The sequence below is a fragment of the Alteromonas portus genome (genome assembly GCF_005117025.1).
Lineage (GTDB): Bacteria > Pseudomonadota > Gammaproteobacteria > Enterobacterales > Alteromonadaceae > Alteromonas > Alteromonas portus.
In genome coordinates this window covers 269,753-295,361 of the sequence record NZ_SWCO01000007.1, presented here as the reverse complement: position 1 = coordinate 295,361, position 25,609 = coordinate 269,753, and the positions used below count along the sequence as shown (strand labels likewise).

The following is a 25,609-nucleotide window of genomic DNA, read 5'->3' as shown; positions in this document are numbered from 1 at the left end:
TAGGTTTTAACACCGCTTTTTAAATGGTATTAATTTTTTTACCTTTTATTTTTAAACAAGCGGAACCTTTTTAGAATTCGGGTATCTTAAATAGTACATGAAGTCGTTGAGTGTGCGTCTTTGTGGTGTGTAAATGTGTTTTCCAAGTTATGTTGTGGTTTTTTAAGGGGCTTATTAGCCCCTTTTCTTTTGTGTGCTATTTTTTTGCTTAACGCGCCACTCAACTCTCATCACTCCCTATAGCGTTTTCTGTACTCATTGCTGCTCTCTATTCCGTTCCCATTTAATCTAAAAAATAGAATTAAACAAAGCCTGTCGTTTCACCTTAAAAAATGGAAATGATAATCATTATCAAATAAAATACTCCTTGAATTACCTAGGAGAAGCCAATGACTAAATCTCAGTCCCGTCGAGCTGTTGTTAAGCAGTCTGTTCAAATAACTCCGACTATGCAGCGCGTTTATTTAGGTGGTGAAGAGCTTCGCACTTTTCCCGCTGTGACCGCAGGCGCTTACGTGAAGCTTATGTTCGATAAAAACGGAAATCCGCTTTCCAAACCCACTGAAATGAGCCAGATCGCTATGCGCACATATACCGTGGCCCATTTCGACGCAAATAAACCAGAGATAGTGCTAGATATGGTTATTCACTCTAGTAATGGAAAAACAGGGCCAGCTTCGGCCTGGGCGACAAGTGCTAAGCCCGGTGACGTCATCACGCTCGCGGGCCCAGGTTCTAGCAAAGGATTAAATGAACATTATGATTGGGTATTGTTAGCAGGCGATATGACCGCCCTTCCCACAATTCGAAATCATCTTGCGGCACTTCCTTCCCATGCCAAAGGTTTTGCAGTAATTCGAATTGAAGACGAAAAAGACGCGGTCTCACTAAAAAAACCTAAGGGCATGAAAGTGATATGGGAGTACGAATCCTCTTTACCCTATCGTCTTGCTCAGCTTGACTGGTTAACGGGCACACCTGCTGTCTGGGTGGCCTGCGAATTTTCAGATATGCGGACCATTAGAACATGGTTAAAAGATGAAAAAGCCGTGGCACATGAAAATATTTACATTAGCAGCTATTGGAAGAAAGGTCGCAGCGAAGATCAACACAAAATAGAAAAGAGACAAGACAGTGAAGCCTTTGCCAAAGCTTTAACTTTAAGGGATGACAAATAGCCTGTAGTGTTTTCAACAATTTGTAAAAACTGCATGAAAAACATAACTTTACCAATACTTTAATTTGATAAAACTCTATAGTTATCAACAGCATAGGTCATGGAATATCGCTTGCTTCACATATTGTAACTGGTGAACATTGTTGCCAGTTTTCTCAACCAATTGTTTGGATAAGGAGAGCAAGTTATGAACAGTGATCGTATTGAAGGTAATTGGAAAGAAATGAAAGGTAAGGTGCAGCAGAAGTGGGGCAAACTTACCGACGACGACCTAGATGTAATTGACGGTCGCCGCGAAGAATTAGTGGGCAAAATTCAGCAAGAGTACGGTAAAACCCGTGACGAAGCTGAAAAAGAAGTGAATGAGTACTTCAATTAGTATTTTAGGTTGTCCTAAGAGCGCTGATGCAATGCGCTTTTCCAGTTAGCGTAAATTTTAGCTAATACCGAAGTAAGAAGGGCCGCAACTTTCCGTTGCGGCCCTTCTTGTTTGTATAGCATGCTAATATTTAACGCTGTTGCCATTGAAGGCTAAATTCACCTCACAATACCTAGTATTCGAGGAAATCAGCGAGAAAAATATTACTCTTCTACGTTCGGCTGTAGGTTTTCGCGAACTTCTCTTGCATCAAAACTGGTTGCAGATGTAGGGCGAGTTCCTTTACCCAATTCAATATTTAAAATACTCTCAATCTCACTTTTTTGAGAGCCGCCAACAAATACACCAGTCTCAAATTGAGTGGTAGGGTGATAAGAAGTACGGCAAGTAAGAACGCCACAATCGGTAACCCTTGCATAACGCTGACTAAATCCAGCGGTAGGTGTGGTCTGAACCGTCTCTTTATCTACTAATGTTTCGCGGTCAGTCACGACAAACCAATCATAACCTTCTAAGAGCGTAAGCTCGGCCGCACGCAGCATCGCGTAATCCATTGCCTTAGCTTTATCCGTCCCTTTTGCTTTAAAATGCACGCGATACTGTGTGTCACTCAACTTGCTTTCAGTATAGCCAAAGCCGCCCTTTTGAGCTTGTCTGTAGTCAGGTTGACTCGCACAACCCGCCATAATAATTACCGCAAGTGCTAACAAAATTTTAGTTTTCATCATTTACTCCTTCGGCCATGTCAGATAGCCAAGTTGCTTCAATTGCGTTTTTCTCTTGCTCTCGATTTAATGGCGCCGATGCCATCATTTTATCAAGTTCATCTTCCAGTAATTTAGCGCTAGTGGCGGTTTGATAGTTACCTGCCTTTTCACCTAACTCATCCAGTTTGCTAGCGGCAAGCTGCCATGCGCCTTGTTTATCTTTACAAGCGATCATTACGTTTAGTTCATCTTGAGAGGCTACTTCAGCCTGTCTGCAATAGTTAAAGTCAGTGTTCAAAAAGGACAACTGGGGAGTCACCGTAATGCCGGATACAAATGAGGTAGCCTCTCCCGCAAGGTTTTTGTCGAGTACAGATGACACGTTAGCCCAGTGGGATGGCTGCACTGTTTCAGTACCTTGTTGGTTAAAGAATACCAGCCCCGCGAGTACCGCTACACTTGCGGCTATTGCGAAAGGCCCTTTCCAATTTGTTTGTCCACTTTGCCCACGATTAGTCACGTCTACATTCTTTGGAAACGGCTTAACATTTTCCGCAAAACTCTGTTTTGACGAGCTTTCGCTATCTAAGCTCACCCCAGAGGCCTGTACTTCGCTTTCTTGACTCAGCTGTTGTTCATTACTCAAAAGGGCCACAATTTCTTTAGGCAGCGCCACTGCTGTCGCTTTCTCAGCAGCCACTTTTACCACTCTATCAACCTCTGCAAGTGCGGCGAGTCGGTCAGAAATGGTTACGTCTTGTGCTATCGCCTCACGCACGCTGTCCATCTCTGCATTGTCTAACTCTCCATCTAAAAACGCAGAGAGTTTTTCATCAGTTAAGCTCACGATAGCACCTCTTTTTGCCCATTTAATAAGTTTGAAATCTTCGTCCTTGCTCTGGCCAGGCGACTCATTATGGTGCCCGCAGGTACTTGTAATACTTCAGAGGCGTCGGCGTAACTCATACCTTGAACTGCTATTAACGAAAGGGTTTCTCTTTGCTCATATGGTAGTTCGTCCATTGCACTTGAAACCTGTTTTAAGGTTATCGATTGTGTCACTGCCTCATCCATATTTAGTTGACTTGCTGACTGCGCTTCGTAAGCAAGGGCATCGCTGGCATTAGCCCGTACTTTCTTTGCTCTGTATTCATCAATCCAGCAATTACGACACACTCTAAATGCCCATGCCATTAGCGTCACTTGCTCAGGGATAGGTTTACTTAGTAAACGCTCAAGCGTGTTTTGAAGTAAATCATCAGCATCATGTATGCTTCCCGTCAATGAATATGCGAATTTTCGCAATGACGGGACGAGTTCTGTTAACTCATCTTTCATTTTCATGTACCTTCGTGAAGATTTCCGTTATCTATGCTCTGTTAACGAGCCACTAGTATTTTTATTCCACGGTATTACATCTTTTTTTCGTTAACGTGGAGCACCTAGCGTTTTTCATTGGAATTTTTTTTCTATCTATTCGTCACTACAATATAAGGCAGTGGTAATACATAGTAAGGACCATGGCACAATTTATGCCATTCCTTCTATTAGCGCCGAACTGCACCAAGGTTAATGGAAAGGTAGCAAAATGAAGTACGCACTTATTGTGGGGGTAGCAAGCTTGTTAATGGCATCAATCTCCCAGGCCCAACTCGCTGGAACTTTGAATCAAGTTGTGTCTCCAGTGCGCCCGATAATTGATAGAACACCTTCAGATTTAAAAGCCATTCGCGAAGAAGCAAAACGACGGGTGCAATCATCTATTGAGGGAGTAGACAGCGCAACGACGTTGGTTTCGGGCGTAGTGAACAGTATTCCTTCACCTCAATTTGTCGCCCCTGAAACAGCCACTATTCTATCTTCATCAGGTCAAGTAATTGTCAATGAAGTTATGGTTGAAAATGGTTTTCTTGCTGTCGAAAATGAATGGCTTTTTTTAGGGGAAGAAGCAGACAGCATACATTTTCAAAATAACAACATTGAAATAAAAAAGGCCCAATTTTTACCCGCTCTCTCTCAGTGGCTTTTTAAAGTAAAAGTCACAGGTGATAAAGATGAGGTGTCGTCTATTCGCAACAGTTTACCGAAAAAGCTTCAGTCTCAAATTGGTCGAAACCATATTTACTTATCGCAAAACAACGCAACAAAGACTGAAAACAAACCAGAAGCTGACTCCAAAAAAGTATCACCATTACAAAAGTTTGAAGCATGTGCCACACCGCTGCGTATTGGAATGGTTGATACGCATGTTGTGCCTACTCACCCCATGCTGTCACACATAAACCTTACGCAAGCCTCTTTTATTGTTGGCCAAAACACCAACACAGCTACAAATCCAACAGACACAAAAACAAAAAAAAGCCTGGTGAATGGTCGAGTGGGAGACGTACCCATTTCTTATGATCATGGCACGGCTGTAGCGAGTTTATTAGCATTATCGCTACCAGAATCAAGCCAAGTTTTTAATGCTGGCGTTTTTTATTCTCGAAACAGCGTTAGCCAAGGGGCTACGTTAATGTCGCTAATTGAGGGCCTCAACTATCTCGCATCACAACAGGTAGATGCCATCAATATGAGCCTTGCAGGCCCCGACAACCCTATTTTAGCGCGGGTAATAGAACAATTGGATAATAACGGTATTCAAATAATAGCTGCGGTGGGCAACGAGGGGCCGGCCTCTTTACCTTTGTACCCCGCCGCTTATCCAGAAACATTAGGTATTACTGCCGTTGATAAATCTAATGTCATTTACCGATGGGCGAATCAAGGAGATTACGTTGATTTTGCTGCGTTTGGCGTGTCGGTAGATGCTGCACACCCCAATGGAAAAACGGTGAGGCAAACGGGCACCTCTATGGCTTCACCGCGCGCTACCGCCTTGTATGCATGCTTCTTACGTGCAGAGCGAGAAAGAAACGCTGCTTTACTGAAACTGCAGAAACTAGCTTTAGATGCGGGAACTCCCGGGCGAGACAGCGTATTTGGCTTTGGCGTGCTGCCTTAAATTCAAAAACATCGTTAATTGTAAGGTTTGCATTAACGTTCACTAGAAATGAACGTTAACACCTAACTCGGCGATGGTTTCTTTATAATTTGCGCCATCGACACTCGAGGCATAGTCGCCATATTGGGTAGACAGTTTTATATCGACATTGTTGTGAATGGCATAGTCTGCACTCATTTCAACAACATGCCTGTCGTCTTCCCTGCCTATACCTCCATCTTGCTCTGAGGCGTAGTCTCTCAAGTCTAGCTGGTAGCCAACTTTCAGCTTAAGCGGTTTATTAAACATCGCAATAGGATAGGTGTAGGCAAGATCCACCCCCTTACCTATGTAATCGAACACATTATCTTGAGCATCTTCATTTTGATACTTAAGTGCGATTTGGAAAAAGTCTTCCCCTTCGAAGAAGTAAAAAAGGTCACTACGCACGGCAACTGCTTCACTATCTCGAATAGATGCCCCCTCTGGCGTGTTCTCGAATTGTTTATCGATAATGTCGCTACTAAGGCGCAAATAAATGTGCTGCCCCAATAATTTTCCGGCAGATAGCCCATACTGCTGGTAGGTTAAAAAGTCTCGCCCGTCGAGCTTGGCACTAGCGTGATAGTAGTGCGCACCTAGCTTAGCAACGTCAAACGTATAGCTGGTGCTTGCAGACAATGTGGTAAGGCCTAGATCAAACTCACTTAAGGTTTGATAGTTGGTATTCGCCTGACTAACCGACAGTACGTTTTCCCACTTAGCTGTAGGCATCAACGATACCTTTAGCTGCGCCTCTGCCTGTAAAGCGCCGTCTGCCGCATCTGAATTTGTATCGAGTTCGCTTACACTTACGTTGCTATCAGAACGGTACCCTATATACCCAGAGCCTGAAAATGAAATCGTTTGATGCTTTGCTTCAGCATGATCCGCACTTTTATCGTCATGGGGCTGATTATCAGCGCCCGCATAGGCTGCACTACAACCAAGTAAGACGGCAGTTGCTGCAAGTGAAAGGCGTATGCGGCCGCCAAGAGTAACGTTGGTTTTTGCTGATGAATATTGGATTGTTTGCGTTTTCATTGTCGATACCTATCACAGAGAAAGTGAAACTTAGCGAGGGCGTTTATGCTTTATAAGCATGGGGGATGTGAGTTTTGAGTTGAGCGGCTGGCTTTAATTGGTGCCTGACAACCTTTTTGTACATTAAAGGTCAACAGACTCCAAAAGTGCACAATAGCGAAGTCATATGTTCGCGTTTTCAGTCTAGGCCTTAATGAGCGGCTTGCCTTCTAGTTAGACAAGCCGAACTCAGATTTTAAGGTGGCTGTTTACAGCGCTAGCTCAAGATTGCTCCAATCCCACCTAGTGGTTTAGGCCGTTAAATTAAAGGCCAAGTGCACCTGAGATACTTGAAGCTACACTGTCGTTAACCGTACCGGTAACGGTGCTCTCGACGGTACTTGCCACTGTATTATTTACCGTGTTCTCTACCGTATTTGCAACCGTACTTTCTACTGTATTAGCCACCGTCGCAGATACAGTTTGTTCGACAGCACCTGACACTGCACCTTCAACAGAGCTTGCTACCATGTCAGTAACAGTCCCTTCCACAGCGGTGCCAACCGTCCCGGTTACAGAAGCTGCTACTGAGCTTACTACTGTATTGGCTACACCGCTGTTTACCGCATTTTCAGCGGCGCCTGAAGCCGTGCTGTCTGCCGTGCTCGATAAGATACTGCCTGCTGCTGTTTCTGCAGTATTATTAAGTGCACCGCTTAAACTACCAGTTAGCGAACCACCTGCATTATTGTTAACGCTATTGTTTGCTAGCAACCCCATTTGGTTTGATGCCAAACCTTGCGCAGTCTGGGCTGTACTTTCAGCTTCACCTTCTGCCTCGCCGATTTGTTCTGCGTTTTCAGACGCAGATAACAGCGTCGATAATGAACCTGAAGCACTACCCGTTAGTGTTCCTGCCACTGACGTGGTCATAGAATTAGCCATTTCTGATGCTGCAGAAGCAGCTCCATCAGTGGACGTTTGTGATGCTGATAACTGTCCGTCAGCATCGGCTGAACTCTCGGTAGACACTTGGCTTTGCGTAGTTGCTTCGCCTTCAGTAGAAGTCTGCGCATTTACTTGAGTAGCAGATTGGGTGTTTGTACCGCTTGATAGCGAAAGCGATGTAGATGTATTCGCTGAAGTATTTGCAGAAAACGTGGCTTGCTGAGCTAACACCGGCATTGACGCAATACCTAAAGCGAGTGCAATTGCAGTATTTAACTTTTTCATCCGATTATCTCCGTTTTTCATAAAGGACACTGAGATAACGATTGAAGAAACAATTTTATTCCGCGCAAAAAGATTTTTTTTAAAAAGAATAAAAAAAGCCCTGTAAAAACAGGGCTTTTTCGAACTATTGCTCTGAAGCAGTCATGCTCTTTTCCCACCAAGGGAGAGAGAAATCTATGTTATCGGGTTCGTACTTATTCGAATATTTCATTCGTACCGAACTCCAAAACGCCGCTTTGAAAACAGGGTCGTAAATAACAAATTCCCCTTGTTCTCGATACTGTTCAAACAGTTTTTGATATGCACCAACAGGAGTTAACGGGTTATCTTGTTGGAATACCACGTCGCCGCCATAGGCTTCGAAAAGTGCCTTCGATACTTTCCAGCTTTTAGCCATGCCTTCGGCCATCGCTAAACGATAACGCTCTAGTTCTTCATCTTGATAGGCGCCATCGTTATTTAAGTCAACGGTCCATAGCTTGATGACGGAATACGCAGATTGAATTTCGCTTTCGCTGGGCTCTATGGAATTTTTGTCGGCGAAATCTGAAAGTACAGACTCGGTAATTTTATTACCAAGCGCACGTTGTGCCAAAATATCGCGAACTTCTTTTTCAGATTTGTCAGTCAAGATAGATTGAAAGCGATCTACGTCAGCCTGTGAAGGCTGCAGTTCAGTATTAGATATAGATTTGTTGAACAAACGAGCAATAATCTCGTTTGCGGCTTGCGGTGTATTAATCCCAAGCGAAACCACTATGGCAGCAAACAGCACCATAGGAATTACGTTCGAACGCGTCACTTTGTATGCTTCCCTAAGTTCCAATAATTAGCATAAGCACAAGACACATTCATTTATTATTGTAAGAATTTTCCGTTGTCTTGCGAAATGACATCACTAAGGTCTAATACTTTAGATTAGTTTTGTTTAAAATTCCACTTTCTTACGCATAGATTTTTTGGCTCCTTGTTGTTTTTTTACATCTACACGACGTGCTTTTGCCGCGCGACTTACTTTGGTTTTAATGCGCGGTTTTTGTTTAACGGTAGCTGCTTTTATCCACGCTACAAGTCGTGACAATGCATCTTCTCTGTTTTGCTCTTGAGTTCGGAAATTTTGCGCTTTTAACACAAATACACCATCGTTAGTGACACGGCTGTCCTTTAAGCTCAACAACTTCGCTTTAAGCTCGTCGGGCAGTGAAGACTGATTTATGTCAAATCGCAGGTGTATAGCGCTGCTGACTTTATTTACGTTTTGCCCGCCACTTCCTTGCGCGCGAATAGCCTGTAAGTCTGCCTCGCCGTCATCTATCGATATAGACGGTGTTATTGATAGTTTCATTTCACTTCCTATTCCTTCATAGCATGACTTGTTAGTTCTGCTACATTAGTCGCTCAGTAACTCCTTGCAACTATTACTAATTACTCACTTGACCGTATAAGCGTTAACCGATAGGTTAAAATTCGTTCTTATTTCGGAAACACAACATGCTGATCGCCTTACTTATTATTATTTCTATCTTTGCTGCTCTTATTTGGTTTACTGCAAAAATGGATAGCAGTATCGAATCAGCATTTACACCATCAGGAGAACTTACTCCGGTTGATGGAGGAATAATACATTGGCAAAAGCAAGGGAACGGGCCGGCGCTTGTACTTATTCACGGTTTACTGGGCAATAGTAACAATTTTCATGAATTAGCCAAAACCCTTGCATCTCGCTATACGGTTTATTGCGTTGACCGCCCAGGAAGTGGGTTTTCTAGTCGATATAAAGGCACGTCAGCCAGCTTCGAAAAGCAAAGTAAGATGATACTCGAGTGGATGGAAAAAGAAGGTATAGAGAAAGCTAGCATCGCTGGACATTCAATGGGTGGTGGCATTGCGTTAAGGATGGCAATTGACGCCCCTGAAACAATTAGGTCAGTTTCCCTGCTATGCCCGCTGACTACGCCGCTTAAAGGTGGCGCTGGACCGCTTTCAGTACTTTATATACCTAATGAGTTTGTACGAACTAGTGTAGCCAAAACCATCGCCAGTCCGTTAAGAGCAAAACTGGGTAGAAAGCAAATTGCGCGCATTTTTCATCCGGAGCCTGTTCCCACATCCTTTTCTATCGGAGGTGGTGGTTTACTCGCGCTTCACTCTCGCAGTTTTTATGAAGGAAGTCGAGATACGGTCTCCGCTCAGGGAAGCCTGCATAGACAGCAGAGCTATTACAACAAAATTAAATGCCCAATAGGCATCTTATATGGGGAAAAGGACACTATTTTAAAACCAGACGAGCACATCAGCGCAGTAACTTCAGCGAAAAATACGGCTGTATCGGAAATTATTCCCGATGCAGGCCACATGATCCCCGTCACTCAAGTTGAAGCGTGCGCAAACTTTATTATCAAGATTGACAGCGAAGTAAATCTTTCCGATTAGTGAAATACAGATCTCAATTTAGCGTCGTAGTTTTTGTGAGAAAATTCGATAACCGCTAACGCTCCGTGACTGCCTGCTTCAGATTGTTTTAGTCGACGCAATTGATCTGCAACGCGCTCTATACCGTCGTATTCCTTGCACATTTCAAAAGGGCTTGCTTCAAGCATAACATTGTAGCTGCTAAACCATGCTTTCATCTGTCCACTGTCCCCATCTGACAATGAGATGAGTAAATGATACATACGAATAAACGCAAGTTGCTTGCGATACTCTGCGGTGCCGTTTTCAAAACCCAATAACGTAGTTTGCGCAAGAGATGAAGGAGAAATACCCAATATTTCAGAAGCTTGCTTAACATTTAAGCCCAGTTCTTGATAAGCCCAAGTAAACGCTTTTGTGACAACACTGGTAGGAAACGGTGATCTATTCATAATTTCGCCTCTTTTCATCAAACAGTTTCGACGAGATGTTTTAACTTCTTACAAGTTACATTGCGAAATACATACCAAGTCATTTGTGCTAACGAAATTGAGGAAGATGCATCTATGATAGCTTTGCTGGATGCAATGAAATAACGGCTGAATCACCTAATTATTATTGTAACCAACAGGCAGTAAGAAGTTACCAAATTGGCATTAAGGTTTATATGCTCTTTTCTGCGCGCTACTTAACAGCAACGCGCAGTAAATAGGGTAATTTTAAACTAACAAAAAGGGACTATTAAGCCGCTAAAATAGTGACGAGCTCAGCAAACGTAGGCCGACCTTGAATATCCAGCGGCAAGCGCAACTCTCTGGCAATGTCGCTAACGCTAATTACCCCGCGAACTTCATGACTGTTTCTGTCCATTACCAAGCAGTGGTGCTGCCCGTAGTCTTTGAGCGTTTCGATAACATCGCCCACCGACGAACGCATTAGCTCACTAAAATCAAACGACATAAGCGATGTTTTAGGGCGCATAAAATCATGAACGGTAAGCTCGTCTCGATTGCTCTTTAGTTCGCTTACTCGCTGAATGATTTGCTGTTCTCCCACATCGTGACTGGTAACAATACCAATAAAACGGTTTTCACTGTTTACCACCAGCATCATACGAACATGAGACTGACGCATAATCGACTCTACTTTCGTCGCCGGAGTCCTGGCATCAATAACGTGCGGCAAGTGCTGCTTAAAGTCAGTGAAGATCGCCATAGCAGATGAATTTACAGTAATAGTGTTTTCAATAACCGGCCATGCCAATGTATCGATAGCTTCGGTTTCATATAGATTTAGGGCGTGCATACCTTTCTCCTAATCAAAAATAAAAAATTTAGTTTTTAAGTGATTAAGTGAAAGAAGGTGGACCTCGAATGATGTTAGCGCGCTGCCTAACAACAGCTTTTGCATCAACCGCTTTGCCAGATGAAAACCGGTACTTTTCCGAGCCGTTGATTGTATTGAAAAATGGAATACCGTCGTCAATGTCGTCGTCAGACACTTCAAAAACAGAACTTTCCCACTCGCTCATCAGGGTAGAGAGCGCCGCAGCACTTTTCGATTGCCCCGCCATATTCTGCACACTTCTTCCCTCTCCTAATACAGAGACGGACACCAGTGATGAAAATAGCGCTGGCAGAATAACCGCCAACAAAACGTGCGAAACGCGCAAAGCGTAAAACCCCTACTGAACTGAACAACATCGAACCAAAGCAGTTACTTTTGTAACTGCCTATTTAAACTATAAGAATATTTAGCGCGTTTGATAGAGGTGTTTAGCGCATTATATCGACCGTTAAACGATGGTTTTTACAAGGTTGTGGCACTAGCAGTGCTTTGGTGGGAAACATGACATTTCAACCAAACCGGTTTAAGCCCCTATACAGGGGCTGTCTTGTTTACGATTTTTAATGGAGTTTCAGCTTGGGGCTGATGGCATGGCTTAACTTCTTAACAAGAAGCTTTAGTGCACCTTTGATTTTTCCATGTACTGCAAACTGATGCATATTATACAAAGAGACGTAGACCAACTTAGCTAGGCGACCTTCAATAAACATACTGCTGTTAGAAAGCGAGCCCATCAAGCTTCCGACAGTGCTGTATTTACTTAGGTGAACCAAAGATCCATAGTCTTTATAGGTGAAATCTTTCGTGTCTTTTTGAGTAAATAACGACGTTATATTATGCGCGACGATATCCGCCATTTGGTGGGCAGACTGCGCTCTAGGCGGCACCCATTTCCCATTTTCCTGCTGGAATCCACAGCAATCGCCTAATACCCAAATGTTCTTGAAAGATGTACTGCGAAGCTGCTTATCGACAAGAATTTGATTAGCTCTATTCGTTTCAAAAAGCTCAAGTTTTGTAATAAAGTCAGGAGCTTTCACACCCGCAGCCCAGACCATTAAATCAGCGTCAATTCGCCCACCATCTTTGGTAATTAACCCTTTAGTATCGGCTTCAGCCACCATGGTTTGTTCTTTTATATCGACACCCAACTTGTGCAGCGCTTTTCTTGCAGAATTCGCTATGCGCTCTGGCAATGCCGGTAAAATTCTATCGCCTGCCTCGACTATTGCAATTTGAAGGCGCGAAGCCGACATATCTGGCATGCCGTAAGCCTTCGACAAGTTCGCCACATGATGAAGCTGTGCAGCTAGCTCTGTGCCCGTTGCCCCAGCCCCTACAATAGCGACTTTAATTTTGGCGTCTTTATCTTCTTGTTGATTAATGCGGATAAGCTGATTGAGAAGCGCTCTATGAAAGCGTTCCGCTTGTTTCAACGAATCTAAGAAGTAGCAATGCTCCGCAACACCTGGGGTACCAAAGTCATTACTCACGCTGCCAACAGCCAACACTAACTGATCGTAATGAATCTCTCGTTCGGGTAAAACCTGCGTTCCTTCTTCATCGATTAAAGGCGACAAAGTTATAGTTTGCGCTTGCGCGTTAAGCGAGCACATTTCACCTAATTGGAAGCGGTAATGATGAGCTGCAGCGTGAATGGCGTAGTCCACACCGTCTGAATGTTTATCAATTACGCCGGCGGCCACTTCGTGTAATAGCGGCTTCCAGATATGGGTTCGACTGCGGTCGACGAGGGTAATTTCGGCCTGTTTTCTTCTCCCGAGGGTGCGGCTTAAGCGACTGGCTAATTCAAGACCTCCAGCACCGCCACCAACAATTACTATTTTTTGCATGGGTATACCTATTAACAATCATTCCACGTATGCCGCCTAACCTTAAAAAGCGCTATACATGGCGTGACTGAGACCCATGCTGATGATCACAGACTACGCCCGAAGCCGTTGAGGTACAAGCAAATCACGGTAATAGTCTGTATTTTCAAGATTAATAGATATCAATTAATACTTCTTATCCAAATCTATAACGTAAACGACGCCGTTATCATGAAATTCCTAGGCCGCCCGGGAAAGTAACGCGGACCAGTGAAGCTTGTGAAGTCGGCACGATCAGCGTAGTCCGTATCAAACAGGTTATTAACGCGCGCGTATAGCGTTACATCGCTGTTCAGGCTATATCGTAAACGGGCATGCACCAAATCATGCCCCTCGTATTCATTGAGATTTTCGGCGTCGGTGAAATAGCTCGAAATATGCTGCCACTCTAGCTGTGTTTGTACTTTTCTCGATACATCAAAGCTTAAGCGGGCGTTAAACTGAAGCTTTGGCGCGGTATCAATATCATTACCTTTAATATCTTCTTCACCTGAAAGCTGACTGTGCTCGTAAGTATGCCTTGCATAGGTACCAGCAAAATCTAAGCGAAGCGCGTCACTAAGCCGCTGGTCAAAAGAAAGCTCTACTCCTCTGTGCCATGTTTCGCCGTTGCTTACGTTAAAAAAGTCGCTATCGCGATAAATAACGTTATCTTTTTGTAGGCTATAAAGGCTAAGCGTATAGCTGCCGTCAGGTAGCACTCCGGAAACACCCATTTCAACGTTATCAGCCGTCACCGAGTCTAGATCAGCAACAGTCTGTGCACGCTGCAAACGATACAGCTCTGTTGCCTGAGGAGCGCGGTAACCTTTTGCGATACCGCCAAATAATTGGGTTTGTGGCGTGAGTTGATAACGAAGTGAAAGCTTCGGGCTAAAATTATCAAAGTCGTTTTCACTATCTGCAGGTCTAGTGTATCTGCAGCCACCAAAACCGCACTCTGTACCATCTTCGCGTACACGACCTACATTCATATTATTGGTGTAGTCGTACTGCATAGATTCAAAGCGACCGCCGACAGAAATGGCCCAACGCTCAGATTGCCAATTAAAGCTAAAGAAAGGTGCAATTAACGTGGCATCTACATCGTAATCATAGTGCTTACCTACGGGAATAGTTTCAACCAAAAAAGCTGACCCTTCCGTCGCACCATCTTGAGACTGAGTTAATTCACCTTCGGTGTATTCTACATCTAATCCTACATCCGCACTGACGTTGTTATTAAGAACGTAATTGAACTGAGATAACACGCCCAGACCTTTTTGTGCATTCGTCTCTAGTGGTTTACCGGGTAAAAAATGCATTCTAAAACGCATATCTTGGTTGCGTACGTAAGGCGTAATCGACAGCGCGTGACCACCATTAAAGCTAGTATCAAACTTGCTCCATAACCTAAAACTCTCTGCCTTTCGAAAGGCTTCTGGGTTTGGGTTGCTTTTGGCTATTTGTGTATTCTTGTAGCTTTCAAACCCTTCGATATAGCCGGCGGTTTCTTGGTCTAGGTGGGTATAGGTAAGCCCACTTGTTATAACTGTGTTGTCCCACTCTATTCTGTGACGAAGCGAGACTTTTTCTTGATCAACGCCCTCTTCATCTCTGTACCCAGTGTCTCTGGTAATACTGGCAGCGATACCTACGCCGCTGTGTCCGAAGTCTTTCCCTTCTTTAAGCTTTACGCGATGAAAACCATAAGACCCATAGTCAAGACTAAGCTCCCCGTCGCCTTGTGTTGTGTCAGGCGTCACTACATTGATAACGCCATGTATTGCATTAGATCCATAAAGCGCTGACGCTGGACCTTTTATCACGTCAATACGCTGTGCAATTTCACCATGAGCTTCAAACAGTTCGTTGATATTGCAAAAGCCTGCTGCGCGCAATGCAATACCGTCTTCTGCAGCTAAAATTCCGCCGCACGCTCCTGCGCCGGTTAGCACTGGCGAACGAAGGGCAGGCAAGTACTCTTGCCCGTTACCCCGCTGTACGCCGGCGCCCGCAATGTAATTTAGCGACTCTTGAATGTGTTGAAATGAAAGCAGCGATAAGCTTTCTTCTGAAATAGACGACACTGCGTAGCCAGAAGCATTCATACTGCCCTGTATTCGAGAAGATGTGGTTTCAATTCTTTCTATTTCATTTTCTTGCTGGGCGATGGCTGAATGCGACAGCAGAGACACAGTTAGCAACGACAGAGGAAAGCTCGGGGCAAAGCGCATTATCTATCCTTTTGATGAAAAATGTTTTTTAGCAACTGGTGCTAGTGTACCGTTAATCTAAAAAAAAACCGCTAAACTCTTGCGGCATTCTGGCAATTACGTCATATCCCTTATTTAAGCGTTGGCGTAGACTTTGCAAATCGCAAGCTCTACTGTCACAACACAAGTCTTTGTTCTATGCATTGTTTCTACATTACATGTATATAGCGCATAGTGAATGGCAGAGCGTTAAACGCATTTAGCGATGGGTTAAACACCCTTTGCCTGAAGTACGAAAACCAAACTTTGTTCGCTGGAGGAACCATTGGACACACTTATTCCTAGTCTTTCACAGCTTATCGAATTTGCTGTAGCTCCCGTATTTTTGCTTACTGGTATTGCGGGCTTTCTTAATGTTATGTCGTCTCGGCTTGGCCGGATATCAGACAGAGTTAGGGTGGCGGAAAGACAAATCCATACCCTGTCTGACCCACATATTGTTGACCGCTCGAAAAGCGAAATTAAAGTGCTGTGGCGCAGGGTAAAAGTAATTAACTGGGCGATTGGGCTATGCGTAGCCGCTGGGCTGATGGTGTGTACCGTCATTATGGCGCTGTTTTCTGGATCGCTGTGGGTTGTCGATTTAAAAACGCCGGTCATCGTACTATTCATACTGGCAATGATGTTTCTAATCAGCGCACTTATTGTCTTTCTTGTAGAAGTAAAACTTGCAACAAACACCATAAACATGGTCAGAACCATTCGGTAGGCGCTGCGATTTAAGTTTTAACTTTATAAGTTGATAGGTTGATGAACAGAAAAGCATAGGCAAGGCGGACAGAGCGTACTTTTTCTTTACTGACCGCCTTGCTTCGCTTTTTAAAAATAGCGCGGTAGACGAAACCTAATCACAAACTGCGATCTAGTGTAAGTATTGTGTAAAGAGCGCGCTTTAAAAACGCTCATCAACGTCTAAATAAGGTAAAGTTCCACCTTTAACGTTGTTAATTTGCTACAAATGTATCTTTATAATATTTCGGCCTATGGAAAGGATTTAACTGCGCCATGAATACTAAATTACTACGCTCACTTCAGGTTTTTGTTGCGGTGACAGATAGCGGTAGCATGAGTGTTGCAGCCCGTGAGCTACACATGACTGTTTCTGCAATTAGTCAACAATTAAGAAAACTTGAGCATGACATAGGGCTTAGTCTTTTTAACCGAAATACCCGAAGCTTAAGCCTTACGGAAGCAGGGCGCATTTACTACGACACCAGCAAGCAAATGCTGCAAACTGCGGAACTTGCTCAACAGAAAATAGAAAGCCTTCAAGACGACCCTACAGGTAAAATCAACATTATTGCACCTGAAGGTTTTGGTGGCGGCTTACTTAGTGAGCCATTGAAGAAACTGTGCGAAGAATTTCCAAAAATTACGATATCTTTGACTGTTACCGACGAACCTAAAGATATTATTGCATCAAGTGCAGACCTTGTACTTTGCTTCGCCCCAGTTTCCGATACAAATTTTAGTAGTTTGAAGCTTGCTACCTGGGAACGAATTCTATGTGTTTCCACTGAGCATCCACTAGCTAGCCAAAACTTGTCTTCACCAGAAGAATTAAATGGTCATGCTTACATTGTGCACAGACATATTGAAGACTACGTGATGAAGCATGAAAGCAACGGTGAGTTTGAATTGGACTCTCAGCGCATTGATGTCAATTCAATGCAGACACTGATTAAGCTTACCCAAGATAATTTAGGCTACGCTGTATTGCCTGAGCCAGAGGTTAGGCACTTGCTTAAATCAGGTGAAATGAAGCAGCTATTCACCGACTGGGAATTACCTGACTATACTGTCTATGCAGTGACGCCAAAGCGCGAGCTTATGCCGGCTAAAATTAGCGCTGCTATTACCTGCCTACAAGATTTGTTTGCGCAAATTTAATCGTTAGACAGAAGTAAGCCACCTTAACAGGCATAAAAAAACACAACGCCTAAAACGACAAAGGCAGCGTAAAAACGCTGCCTTTTTTATTGCTTTGTGCTTCTTTGTATTTAGAAGCGAGTGTTCATTTGAACACTAAGAATGTGCGCAGTAGCTGACTGTGTACCGGTGAAATTAGTAGTAAAGTCAGTACCTGGAAGAACATCACTTAAAATAGTTCTGTCTTTATTGATATCTGCTTCACGACCATCAATAAATACGTAAGCAAGGTCAATCGATGTATCTTTGCTCATAGTGTAAGTCATACCACCAGAGAACCAGTGACGGTCAGTGTCTGGGATACTTAGTGAACGGTTTTCTACTGATACCACGCCATCGTCATAAGCATAGCCAGCACGAAGGGTGATTTCGTCATTTAAGATGTAAGTTACACCTAGCGCTGCACGCCATGAGTCATCGAAGTTTTCTTCTTTAATTAAGAAATCTACGCCGTCTTCTAGGTTGGCTTCAAGCTTCTCGAACGTACTCCAATCGGTAAACGTCAAACTTGCCTGTACAGACCATTGGTTATCGATCTTCTGATCAACCGCTAGCTCGGTAATAGCCGCAAGGTTCAAATCTAGGCTACCAGGCTGGTTAAGGTTAATAGGGAAAATAGGCGTTTCTGAAGATACTTCACCTTCAAGCTCTAATTTTGTTTCAGCACGGTATGAAAGCGCGATATTAGTCATATCTGTCGGCTGCCAGAAAACACCCGCATTCCAGCCGAAGCCTATGTCATCACCTTCCATACTAAATAGTGAGTTACCAGCAGTAAGCTCTGGCAAAGTAACGCCTAGTGCCTCAGCGCTTGGCGCTAGAGTAACTAAAGTGTCTACAAGCGTATTTGAAACGCCAGAGCCAATTTCAGCTTCTGCATACGTGATGTTCAAACCAAAGCCAACCATAAGCTGCTTGTTCACTTTATATGAAACCGCTGGGTTAATTGTTACGGTTTTCACTTCCGCTGTATCAGCAAAATGAAGCGCACCGAAATCATCTGAGTAATCTGAGCGAAGGCCGTAGGTAGTAAAAACACCCACACCAGCAGATAGTTCATCATTGATAGGCGAAACATAGAAGAAACCTGGCACAATCGCAGTATCTGCGATGTTGTCTTCCTGCGCAGCACCACCACCAACAGTAGAGTCGCCAAGGTCATAGGTAACCACACCATTAATATCAACATTCGGGTCAATAAAGCTTACCGAAGCACTGAACTCAGCTTCTTTAAATACACCAATTGCTGCAGGGTTAGTTGCTAAAATAGAGGCATTCTCTGGCTTAGCTGCTTGGCCAGCCATTGCGCGGCCTAGGCCATTTGCGCTGTGTTCATTAACTTGGAATCCAGCTGCCAGCGCAGAAGAAGAGGCTAAGGTAGCAAGCGCTAAGCAAACTGAGGCACGTAAAGAAAACTGTTGCTTCATAAGATACTCATAGTAATAGGGAAAATTGCATCCGGCATTCTACGGATATGAACAGTTTTGTTCAATGCAAGTAAACGTTATTTACGCACTTTTATCGCATTTTTTACAATTTTAGCTACAATTTCGGCGCATTTATAAGCAAAATTGCTAATTTATGGTTAACTAAAGATCACAACATTGTTAACAGCGCATTAATGAAGTGGTACTAACACCTTAGTGTCTTGGATTATCTTTTAATTCAGTTTATGAATGCGCCCCCCATCCAGCTTGTGTTTATAGCAATAATCCCCACCCTATCTTTACAGTCAAAAGGTGATCCCAACTATTGAAACTGCGTTTCAATGTTGGGCACACCGCCAGACCCCTTTTACATGTACAGGAGGATACAATGTCGACATATAAAGCCATCACGCTGGTAAAGCGTCCCGACGATGGGAAAATAGGTCCACACCTATTCGAGACGAAAGAACTTGAAATACCAAAGCTAAAAGACGGTCAAATATTAGTTAAGCAGACTTACATGTCTTTAGATCCTGCAATGCTAGGATGGATGAGTGAAGACAGAGAAAGTTATATTCCTCCTGTAGAGCTGGGCGATGTAATGCGCTCAAGCGGTGTGGGCGAAGTAGTTGAGTCTAAAAACCCAGACTTTACAGTAGGTGATAAAGTCATGGGCATGACTGGCTGGAGCGAATATGTGCTTAGCGATGGCGCAGGGTTTAACAAATTGCAGCAAGGTGTTACAGAAGAAATGGCACTTTGTGTTTTTGCATTACCCGGTTTAACTGCCACCACAGGCCTTTACAACTTTGGCGAGCCTAAAGAAGGTGAGACGCTTGTTGTCACAGGTGCAGCGGGCTCTGTAGGTTCAATTGTAGGCCAACTAGCAAAAGCTGATGGACTGCGCGTAATCGGGGTAGTAGGCAGTGACGACAAGGCCAATTGGATTGTAAATGAACTTGGATTTGACGGTGCCATTAATTACAAAACTGACGATTTACAGGAAAAACTAGCCGAATTAACGCCAGACAAAGTCGATGTATTCTTTGAGAATACGGGTGGACCGATTCAACAGCATATCTTTAACCGAATGAATACACATGGGCGGATAGTGGTGTGCGGTATGATTGCAGATTATCAGTCGGACAGCCCTGCGCCAGGACCAAACTGGATACCGCTAATCAAAAAGCGGGTCAATATTCGCGGTTTTGCTATGCCAGACCATTGGGGAGAAGTCCCACAGCTTTTAGAAAAGCTCACACCATACGTACAGCAAGGGAAAATAAAGTATCGCGCGCATACGATTGAAGGTTTAGACAATGCCGAGAAAGGCTTAAACATGTTGTTTGAAGGTAAAAACACCGGAAAAATGATAGTAAAGTTATAAAGCGCTAACATTGAAGCGCAGTGACGTTATCAGCACTGCGCTTCTTTAAGCACGAACTGCGCTTTACCTTTTTCCTTGGCTTTATAAAGTGCCTTATCAGCTTCATCAATGATCCAGTCAATAGAAATGTCGTCAACCGATTTGGCGTAAGCCACACCAATTGAACAACTCATTAGCGGATATTTGGCTCCCTCAGCATGTTTTAGTTTAGCCTCACGCCATTTATCGAGTAATGCCTTGGCGTGCTTTTCGACCTGCTCTTTATTTATATCACTTAAAACAACAATAAATTCTTCGCCGCCGTATCGGCCTAATATATCTGTTTCGCGCTTAAAGACCTCTTTCATAATGCGCGCCTGAACTTTTATTGCTTCATCACCCTGCTGATGACCAAAACTGTCGTTGTATTTTTTGAAATCATCTAAATCGAGCATTAAAACAGCCATAGATACATTATGACGTTTACTCAATGCCAACAGCTTTTCGCTTTGCTCCCGAAAGGCGCGCCGATTAAGTAGATCGGATAGCGGATCGTATTTGCTAAGCTTTAATAACCTTTCGTTTGTTTCTTTGAGCATGCGCACGCTGCGATCGAGCCGGTAGCGAGCATAAGCACAAATAAATAATGAGCCAGATACAAATGCTACAGAAATTAAGACTCTATCGCCGTACACCGGCGCTATCCACATCAGCCCTAAAAACCCTAGGATATTGATAACGTTGGCCGCAATAGCGAGTTTGAATGGTATACCCAATGCAAATACACAAAAGAATGCATAGAGGATTGTCCCCTCGTAGGGAAAAATAAAGCTGTGTTCATCCCAGCAAACCCATATTAACCAATAGTTACTGTAGGAGAGTGCGATAACCAAGCCGGCAAAAATAAAAGCTCGATATTGAATAAACCGCCGCCAGAAGGAGACAGCAACAACAAATAATATAATAGGAAGTTGCAGAAGTAGGCGGTCAAATATGTACAGCTGATACATATTGCTTGGAAGTAACATGAGGTCGGCAATCATAAAGCCAAGTACAAGCACAGCACCAATAATGAGGGCTATTCGCAGCCGAAGTAACTCGCTGGGTCTATTGATTTGCACAGATCACCTCAAGCAATTCCTTACCATTAAAGCGTTCCAACCCAACCAATGATGGCAATCATCATCGGTGTTGTAAACTCAGCATATTGACGCTGAGTAGCTTTAACTATTATCAGGAACTTCTTTGTTAAGCGCCAGTTTTAACAAACTTTCTTGCAGCGCTTCAACAGTAACCGGCTTGGTGACGATATCATCCATTCCCGCCTGCTTAAACGAGATGTGGCGCTCTTTAAACGCCTCTGCAGTAAGGCCGATCACAGGGGTTTTGCTAAGTTCGCCCTCAAGTTTTCTTATGCGTTTCGTCGCTTCTATGCCATCCATAACTGGCATGTGCACGTCCATGAAGACCACATCAATCCCCCCTTCTTCAACACGCGCTGCGGCTTTCAATCCATTATCAACATGCTCTACATGACAATGTAACTGCTCTAACAATGCTTGTGCTACAACAGCATTAATTGCGTTGTCTTCCGCTAACAGAACCTTAAGGTCTGTTGGTAGGCTTGCGCCTTGGGCTTTACGTGCAGACGATGACTCAATTGACGAGTCAGATTTAAGTCGAGACTGAACATCTGCAGTGACAGTAAAGCATGAGCCTTCACCTACCTTGCTCACTACTTTAATATCGCCACCTAGAATTTGCGCAAGTTGCTTGGCAATAGCAAGGCCTAGCCCTGTACCGCCGTATTTGCGCGTAATTGATGAGTCAGATTGCGTGAACTTATCGAAAATATGCTCAAGCCTGTCTGGCTCAATACCTATTCCAGTATCTTTAACCGCAATAACTAAACGGTTATCGCTCATTGCTTCTGTTGACGGTTGTTTAAGCTTAGCCGAAATACTCACTGTACCTTTGTGCGTAAATTTAATGGCATTGCTTACAAGATTAATAATAATTTGACGAAGCTTAGTAATGTCACTGGTGACAGCCACCGATTCCATATTCTTACTGCTGTAAATCAAACGAGTACTGTTGGCGCTAGCATTGGTCCCTAATAACGTTATAAGGTCATTAAGCATAGCGTCGAGATCGAACTCTGTAACGTCCACCTCTGACATGCCCGACTCAATTTTAGAAAGGTCTAAAACATCGTTTATTACCGTAGCGAGAATGGATGCTGACGATTTCAGGTCGCTGGCATACTGATGCTGTTTGTCTGAAAGCGGTGTATCTAGAAGCAGCGTTGCCAGCCCTTGGATACCGTTTAGCGGCGTTCGGATTTCATGACTCATCACGGCAAGGAAATCCGTTTTCGCGCGATTCGCCTGTTGGGCCTGCGCTACGTATTGCTCAATCTCTTCCGACATTGCTTCAACATCGCGAGCCAAGCTTCCTAATTCGTCGTTTTGCTGAAGGTCAATACTCACCTTTTTGTGGTCGATAGCAATGCGACTTGCTGCTGATTTGATTTTTTCAATGGGAGAGACAACAAATACCTGCGTTACTTTGCCCATAAGCAAACTAACGATAACAACGGCAAACAGTGTAACTAAAGAGGTTAGCCACGCTATTGTGAATAACGAGGATTGCAGCGGCTCGGCAGCCTGTAGTACCGTGACTTTCCAATTCCAAGGGGCAAATACAGCACACGCAAACAATACATCCGTATCGTTTACATTCGACTCGCCAAATGCCACTCGTCGGTTAGCTATTGTTGCTTTTTTAGCGTCTTCCGCTTTCAGCACAACTTTACTTTCAGATGTACTAAATATTACGGTACCTGTACTTCTATCGCTTATAGCAAAGTGACGGTCAGTAGCCTGCTGAAGCGACTTTAGCTCTTCAAACACTTCTTTTTGATAAGCCTCGCGAAACACAGGTACGTTTTCTAGCCCTGACTCAATAAGCAGTTCTCGTCTCTCATCTATGATTTCCAAGACGTTAAGCGTAAGGGTTTGAGTAAGAAGCTGATATTCCCTTTCGCGCACAGAGTCGTACGCTGTCAAATAAGCCCAATACCCCGTAAGCGCCATACCAATTAATAAAATTGGTATGTATATAACCAGCAGTTTCGATTTAATCCGCATACTTACTTCTAATTAGGCCTTAGTGATACACATGTTCTTTTGAAAGTTTTAAGTAACTCGATGGGATTGGCAATTGTAGTTTAATTGCCGTAGTTACATTAACTGCAACAGTGTACGTGTCCATTTTACCAACGGGAATGTCTCTCGCCGATTTTTTCTCTAGAATCAGCTTCGCTTTTCTCGCAGCTGATTTTCCAATGCTAGCAGGTTCAGATACCACACCAATTAGCGCGCCATCTTTAACAGATGAAATACTTTCAGCAAATAAAGGAAGTAGCCCACTCGTTTCTTTTACTTTCTCCACTAATCCATTAGCTTCGGCTAACGGACCCGAAGAAAGCCAATAACCATCAAGTTCTGAACGCTTCTGATTTAAGCTATCTACTATATTATCCGTCATTTCTACACGCCCTTCGTCACCTTCTAAGTACGGCGTACTAACTGCCACCAAGTTTATGTTTTCATAGTCGCTGTCTAACGCGAGTAATTGATTTACCAAATTACTCGAAGAGGGGTAAGTCGAATGTACTAAACCTATGGTGAAAGGTGATGTTGGCTTAGATGCTCTAAGAACCCCATCCAACATATCAAGCTTTACCTTTGCATCAAGCACGTGCGATTCGCCTGTCATATTGCGTTTGCTTGTAGCGCCAATAGCAGGAACTATTCCTTCTTCAACAGGAGCAGAAACAACCATAAAAAGCTTTGGCGTATCAACAAACTCTTCAGACGCGTTCAACGCGCGGGTGGCAAGTGTGGCAACAGATACAATAAGATCTGGTGCTGGCTCAAGGGCAAGTTCAGTAAGAATCTCCTTAGCGCGCACCTCAGATCCCTCAGCGTTGTAAGTGGTTACGTTGAAATCGTGATCAGGCATAATTCGAATAAGCTCTTTTTCAAATTCGGCCCGTGATTCAGCAACAATAGGAACTGGGAGCGTTTCTAGGATAACAAGGTCCAGCGCTTCTTTCGCTTGTGCTGAACTTAAGTTCGCCACAGAAAAAACAAACGCAAAGAAAAAGGAAAACCAGACCTTGAGCATGACTGTAAACCTGTAATAACTAAATAAAAATACATATATCACGCCATATCATAAAGTTATTCTAAGGTGTTGCATAGAAGAAGTTATAACCAAATATTAAAAACTGGTCATAACTTTTTATGCGTTAGGACACGATATCAGCAAACGTTTTAACACTAAATAAACGCGCTTCTATATCGTAAATAGGCATAGACACGATAATTTCATCAATCTCTGTAGCTTCAACAAATTGGGCTAGCTTGTTTCGCACGGTCTCTTTAGAGCCTACTAGCGCATATCTCAACACACTAGATAACATTGCCTCGTCAGTCGCCGTGCAGTATTCGTCAAAGTTAGGCATAGGCTTAGCGAAAGGCTTGTTAAGACCTCGTCGCATGTTCATAAATTGCTGCTTCACAGAGGTAAATAGCAGTTCTGCCTCGCTATCGGTTTCCGCAATTACCACCATAACGCCCGCCATCGCTTTTGGAGATGACAGCTGGGACGAGGCTTTAAACATATTGCGGTAAACATGAAGTGCATCAAAGAGTGCATCGGGTGCAAAATGCGAAGCGAACGAATAAGGTAGTCCCATTTGTGCCGCTACTTGGGCACTGTATAAGCTAGAACCGAGTAACCATAGGGGCACATGTGTATTAGCCCCAGGCACTGCAACAATTGGCTGACCTTCTTTAGGTGTACCCAAATAATACTGAAGTTCTTTAATATCTTCTGGGTAACTATCTACATCGCTTTGTAAGTTACGGCGAAGCGCGCGTGCAGTTGACATATCAGTGCCTGGTGCACGACCAAGCCCTAGCTCAATACGATTGGGAAATAATTCAGCCAAGGTGCCAAATTGTTCGGCAATAACCAAAGGTGCATGATTCGGCAGCATAATACCACCAGCCCCAACTTTAATGGTAGAGGTGGCATTGGCAATATGGGTTAACACCACCGAGGTGGCAGAACTGGCCACACCTCGCATGCCGTGATGCTCGGCTAACCACACACGCTCATAGCCACTGCGCTCAGCTTCCATAGCCATCAGCTTTGAGTTATGTAGCGCGTCTTTCACGCCAAACCCTTCAGATATTGGCGCCAAATCTAGCAGTGAGTATGGAATAGCCATATTGCCTCGCGATGTTGAAACTTAATGATTGTTTATAAGTATGAACTCACTACCCGTTTTACAACGGGTGTTTTGGTGATGTAAGACGGGTGGGGAGGGTTTGTCGATAAAGTGGCGATGAATTAAGAGGTGTGTAGT

General features: G+C 43.7%; 24 protein-coding genes. 7 read left to right on the top strand and 17 right to left on the bottom strand.

What is annotated here, in order from left to right:
- Positions 1-389 precede the first annotated feature (389 nt).
- Entirely contained in the window at positions 390-1,178 is a 789-nt protein-coding gene (locus tag E5672_RS13005) for a siderophore-interacting protein (protein WP_136782578.1), read from the top strand.
- Between the two features lie 186 nt (positions 1,179-1,364).
- Complete coding sequence (locus E5672_RS13000; RefSeq protein ID WP_136782577.1) at positions 1,365-1,556, top strand: CsbD family protein; 192 nt, start codon at positions 1,365-1,367, stop codon at positions 1,554-1,556.
- 203 nt (positions 1,557-1,759) lie between these two features.
- Here the strand turns inward: E5672_RS13000 and E5672_RS12995 are convergent, their stop codons facing one another.
- From E5672_RS12995 to E5672_RS12985, 3 genes are read right to left on the bottom strand one after another with little or no spacing between them, the layout of a single operon-like run.
- On the bottom strand, positions 1,760-2,281 hold the full coding sequence (locus E5672_RS12995; RefSeq protein WP_136782576.1) for a CC0125/CC1285 family lipoprotein: 522 nt from the start codon (positions 2,279-2,281) through the stop codon (positions 1,760-1,762).
- Positions 2,271-3,110: an anti-sigma factor gene (locus E5672_RS12990; RefSeq protein WP_136782575.1), complete on the bottom strand. Its 840-nt coding sequence runs from the start codon at positions 3,108-3,110 to the stop codon at positions 2,271-2,273. The genes E5672_RS12995 and E5672_RS12990 overlap by 11 nt, the downstream gene beginning before the upstream one ends.
- On the bottom strand, positions 3,107-3,601 hold the full coding sequence (locus E5672_RS12985; RefSeq protein WP_136782574.1) for an RNA polymerase sigma factor: 495 nt from the start codon (positions 3,599-3,601) through the stop codon (positions 3,107-3,109). The genes E5672_RS12990 and E5672_RS12985 overlap by 4 nt, the downstream gene beginning before the upstream one ends.
- A 250-nt stretch (positions 3,602-3,851) precedes the next feature.
- Between E5672_RS12985 and E5672_RS12980 the strand changes: the two genes are divergently transcribed.
- Positions 3,852-5,267: a S8 family serine peptidase gene (locus E5672_RS12980; RefSeq protein ID WP_136782573.1), complete on the top strand. Its 1,416-nt coding sequence runs from the start codon at positions 3,852-3,854 to the stop codon at positions 5,265-5,267.
- A gap of 42 nt (positions 5,268-5,309) precedes the next feature.
- On the opposite strand, the gene E5672_RS12975 is transcribed toward E5672_RS12980, so the two are convergent.
- The 4 genes from E5672_RS12975 to arfB form a co-directional block, all read right to left on the bottom strand.
- Positions 5,310-6,329 carry an outer membrane beta-barrel protein gene (locus E5672_RS12975; RefSeq protein WP_136782572.1) on the bottom strand — a complete coding sequence of 340 codons (1,020 nt, stop codon included), beginning with the start codon at positions 6,327-6,329 and terminating at the stop codon, positions 5,310-5,312.
- Positions 6,330-6,632: 303 nt separating this feature from the next.
- Positions 6,633-7,541 (bottom strand): serine-rich family protein, encoded by a 909-nt coding sequence (locus E5672_RS12970; protein ID WP_136782571.1) that lies wholly within the window; start codon positions 7,539-7,541, stop codon positions 6,633-6,635.
- Between the two features lie 124 nt (positions 7,542-7,665).
- The gene (locus E5672_RS12965; protein ID WP_136782570.1) at positions 7,666-8,343 is read right to left on the bottom strand and encodes a SurA N-terminal domain-containing protein; all 678 of its coding nucleotides are present in this window, start codon (positions 8,341-8,343) and stop codon (positions 7,666-7,668) included.
- A 126-nt stretch (positions 8,344-8,469) separates the two neighbouring features.
- A complete protein-coding gene (arfB, locus tag E5672_RS12960) occupies positions 8,470-8,886 on the bottom strand; it encodes an alternative ribosome rescue aminoacyl-tRNA hydrolase ArfB (RefSeq protein ID WP_136782569.1) in 417 nt (138 codons plus the stop codon).
- 146 nt (positions 8,887-9,032) lie between these two features.
- Here arfB and E5672_RS12955 point away from each other — a divergent pair, with 146 nt between their 5' ends.
- Complete coding sequence (locus E5672_RS12955) at positions 9,033-9,974, top strand: alpha/beta fold hydrolase (RefSeq protein ID WP_136782568.1); 942 nt, start codon at positions 9,033-9,035, stop codon at positions 9,972-9,974.
- Here E5672_RS12955 and E5672_RS12950 read toward each other — a convergent pair.
- The 5 genes from E5672_RS12950 to E5672_RS12930 form a co-directional block, all read right to left on the bottom strand.
- A complete protein-coding gene (locus E5672_RS12950; RefSeq protein WP_136782567.1) occupies positions 9,971-10,405 on the bottom strand; it encodes a hypothetical protein in 435 nt (144 codons plus the stop codon). The two genes, E5672_RS12955 and E5672_RS12950, sit on opposite strands and share 4 nt — an antisense overlap.
- A gap of 289 nt (positions 10,406-10,694) precedes the next feature.
- Positions 10,695-11,258, bottom strand: coding sequence for a CBS domain-containing protein (locus E5672_RS12945; RefSeq protein ID WP_136782566.1), 564 nt, complete (start codon positions 11,256-11,258; stop codon positions 10,695-10,697).
- A gap of 43 nt (positions 11,259-11,301) precedes the next feature.
- Entirely contained in the window at positions 11,302-11,625 is a 324-nt protein-coding gene (locus tag E5672_RS12940) for a hypothetical protein (protein WP_240692233.1), read from the bottom strand.
- 235 nt (positions 11,626-11,860) lie between these two features.
- Positions 11,861-13,153 (bottom strand): NAD(P)/FAD-dependent oxidoreductase, encoded by a 1,293-nt coding sequence (locus tag E5672_RS12935; protein ID WP_136782565.1) that lies wholly within the window; start codon positions 13,151-13,153, stop codon positions 11,861-11,863.
- Between the two features lie 185 nt (positions 13,154-13,338).
- Positions 13,339-15,408, bottom strand: coding sequence for a TonB-dependent receptor (locus E5672_RS12930; RefSeq protein WP_136782564.1), 2,070 nt, complete (start codon positions 15,406-15,408; stop codon positions 13,339-13,341).
- Positions 15,409-15,712: 304 nt separating this feature from the next.
- Between E5672_RS12930 and E5672_RS12925 the strand changes: the two genes are divergently transcribed.
- Positions 15,713-16,156 carry a DUF2721 domain-containing protein gene (locus tag E5672_RS12925; RefSeq protein WP_136782563.1) on the top strand — a complete coding sequence of 148 codons (444 nt, stop codon included), beginning with the start codon at positions 15,713-15,715 and terminating at the stop codon, positions 16,154-16,156.
- 296 nt (positions 16,157-16,452) lie between these two features.
- Positions 16,453-17,337 carry a LysR family transcriptional regulator gene (locus E5672_RS12920; RefSeq protein ID WP_136782562.1) on the top strand — a complete coding sequence of 295 codons (885 nt, stop codon included), beginning with the start codon at positions 16,453-16,455 and terminating at the stop codon, positions 17,335-17,337.
- Between the two features lie 110 nt (positions 17,338-17,447).
- On the opposite strand, the gene E5672_RS12915 is transcribed toward E5672_RS12920, so the two are convergent.
- Positions 17,448-18,803, bottom strand: a complete 1,356-nt coding sequence (locus tag E5672_RS12915; protein WP_136782561.1) for an OmpP1/FadL family transporter — start codon at positions 18,801-18,803, stop codon at positions 17,448-17,450.
- Positions 18,804-19,191: 388 nt separating this feature from the next.
- Here E5672_RS12915 and E5672_RS12910 point away from each other — a divergent pair, with 388 nt between their 5' ends.
- Positions 19,192-20,190, top strand: a complete 999-nt coding sequence (locus E5672_RS12910; protein WP_136782560.1) for an NADP-dependent oxidoreductase — start codon at positions 19,192-19,194, stop codon at positions 20,188-20,190.
- Between the two features lie 29 nt (positions 20,191-20,219).
- On the opposite strand, the gene E5672_RS12905 is transcribed toward E5672_RS12910, so the two are convergent.
- The 4 genes from E5672_RS12905 to E5672_RS12890 form a co-directional block, all read right to left on the bottom strand.
- A complete protein-coding gene (locus E5672_RS12905; protein WP_240692232.1) occupies positions 20,220-21,230 on the bottom strand; it encodes a GGDEF domain-containing protein in 1,011 nt (336 codons plus the stop codon).
- Positions 21,231-21,392: 162 nt separating this feature from the next.
- Entirely contained in the window at positions 21,393-23,318 is a 1,926-nt protein-coding gene (locus tag E5672_RS12900; protein WP_136782558.1) for an ATP-binding protein, read from the bottom strand.
- 19 nt (positions 23,319-23,337) lie between these two features.
- A complete protein-coding gene (locus E5672_RS12895) occupies positions 23,338-24,360 on the bottom strand; it encodes an ABC transporter substrate-binding protein (protein WP_136782557.1) in 1,023 nt (340 codons plus the stop codon).
- A 124-nt stretch (positions 24,361-24,484) separates the two neighbouring features.
- Positions 24,485-25,471, bottom strand: a complete 987-nt coding sequence (locus E5672_RS12890; RefSeq protein ID WP_136782556.1) for an LLM class flavin-dependent oxidoreductase — start codon at positions 25,469-25,471, stop codon at positions 24,485-24,487.
- Positions 25,472-25,609: the final 138 nt, after the last annotated feature.

What these genes read in the sequence shown, in the direction of transcription:
- E5672_RS12995 (WP_136782576.1), bottom strand. Translation starts at nt 2,281, where the DNA reads ATGAAAACTAAAATTTTGTTAGCACTTGCGGTAATTATTATGGCGGGT.
- E5672_RS12970 (WP_136782571.1), bottom strand. Translation starts at nt 7,541, where the DNA reads ATGAAAAAGTTAAATACTGCAATTGCACTCGCTTTAGGTATTGCGTCA.
- E5672_RS12930 (WP_136782564.1), bottom strand. Translation starts at nt 15,408, where the DNA reads ATGCGCTTTGCCCCGAGCTTTCCTCTGTCGTTGCTAACTGTGTCTCTG.
- E5672_RS12910 (WP_136782560.1), top strand. Translation starts at nt 19,192, where the DNA reads ATGTCGACATATAAAGCCATCACGCTGGTAAAGCGTCCCGACGATGGG.
- E5672_RS13000 (WP_136782577.1), top strand. Translation starts at nt 1,365, where the DNA reads ATGAACAGTGATCGTATTGAAGGTAATTGGAAAGAAATGAAAGGTAAG.
- E5672_RS12900 (WP_136782558.1), bottom strand. Translation starts at nt 23,318, where the DNA reads ATGCGGATTAAATCGAAACTGCTGGTTATATACATACCAATTTTATTA.
- E5672_RS12945 (WP_136782566.1), bottom strand. Translation starts at nt 11,258, where the DNA reads ATGCACGCCCTAAATCTATATGAAACCGAAGCTATCGATACATTGGCA.
- E5672_RS12915 (WP_136782561.1), bottom strand. Translation starts at nt 18,803, where the DNA reads ATGAAGCAACAGTTTTCTTTACGTGCCTCAGTTTGCTTAGCGCTTGCT.
- E5672_RS12935 (WP_136782565.1), bottom strand. Translation starts at nt 13,153, where the DNA reads ATGCAAAAAATAGTAATTGTTGGTGGCGGTGCTGGAGGTCTTGAATTA.
- E5672_RS12955 (WP_136782568.1), top strand. Translation starts at nt 9,033, where the DNA reads ATGCTGATCGCCTTACTTATTATTATTTCTATCTTTGCTGCTCTTATT.
- E5672_RS12950 (WP_136782567.1), bottom strand. Translation starts at nt 10,405, where the DNA reads ATGAATAGATCACCGTTTCCTACCAGTGTTGTCACAAAAGCGTTTACT.
- E5672_RS12920 (WP_136782562.1), top strand. Translation starts at nt 16,453, where the DNA reads ATGAATACTAAATTACTACGCTCACTTCAGGTTTTTGTTGCGGTGACA.
- E5672_RS12975 (WP_136782572.1), bottom strand. Translation starts at nt 6,329, where the DNA reads ATGAAAACGCAAACAATCCAATATTCATCAGCAAAAACCAACGTTACT.
- arfB (WP_136782569.1), bottom strand. Translation starts at nt 8,886, where the DNA reads ATGAAACTATCAATAACACCGTCTATATCGATAGATGACGGCGAGGCA.
- E5672_RS13005 (WP_136782578.1), top strand. Translation starts at nt 390, where the DNA reads ATGACTAAATCTCAGTCCCGTCGAGCTGTTGTTAAGCAGTCTGTTCAA.
- E5672_RS12985 (WP_136782574.1), bottom strand. Translation starts at nt 3,601, where the DNA reads ATGAAAGATGAGTTAACAGAACTCGTCCCGTCATTGCGAAAATTCGCA.
- E5672_RS12890 (WP_136782556.1), bottom strand. Translation starts at nt 25,471, where the DNA reads ATGGCTATTCCATACTCACTGCTAGATTTGGCGCCAATATCTGAAGGG.
- E5672_RS12980 (WP_136782573.1), top strand. Translation starts at nt 3,852, where the DNA reads ATGAAGTACGCACTTATTGTGGGGGTAGCAAGCTTGTTAATGGCATCA.
- E5672_RS12895 (WP_136782557.1), bottom strand. Translation starts at nt 24,360, where the DNA reads ATGCTCAAGGTCTGGTTTTCCTTTTTCTTTGCGTTTGTTTTTTCTGTG.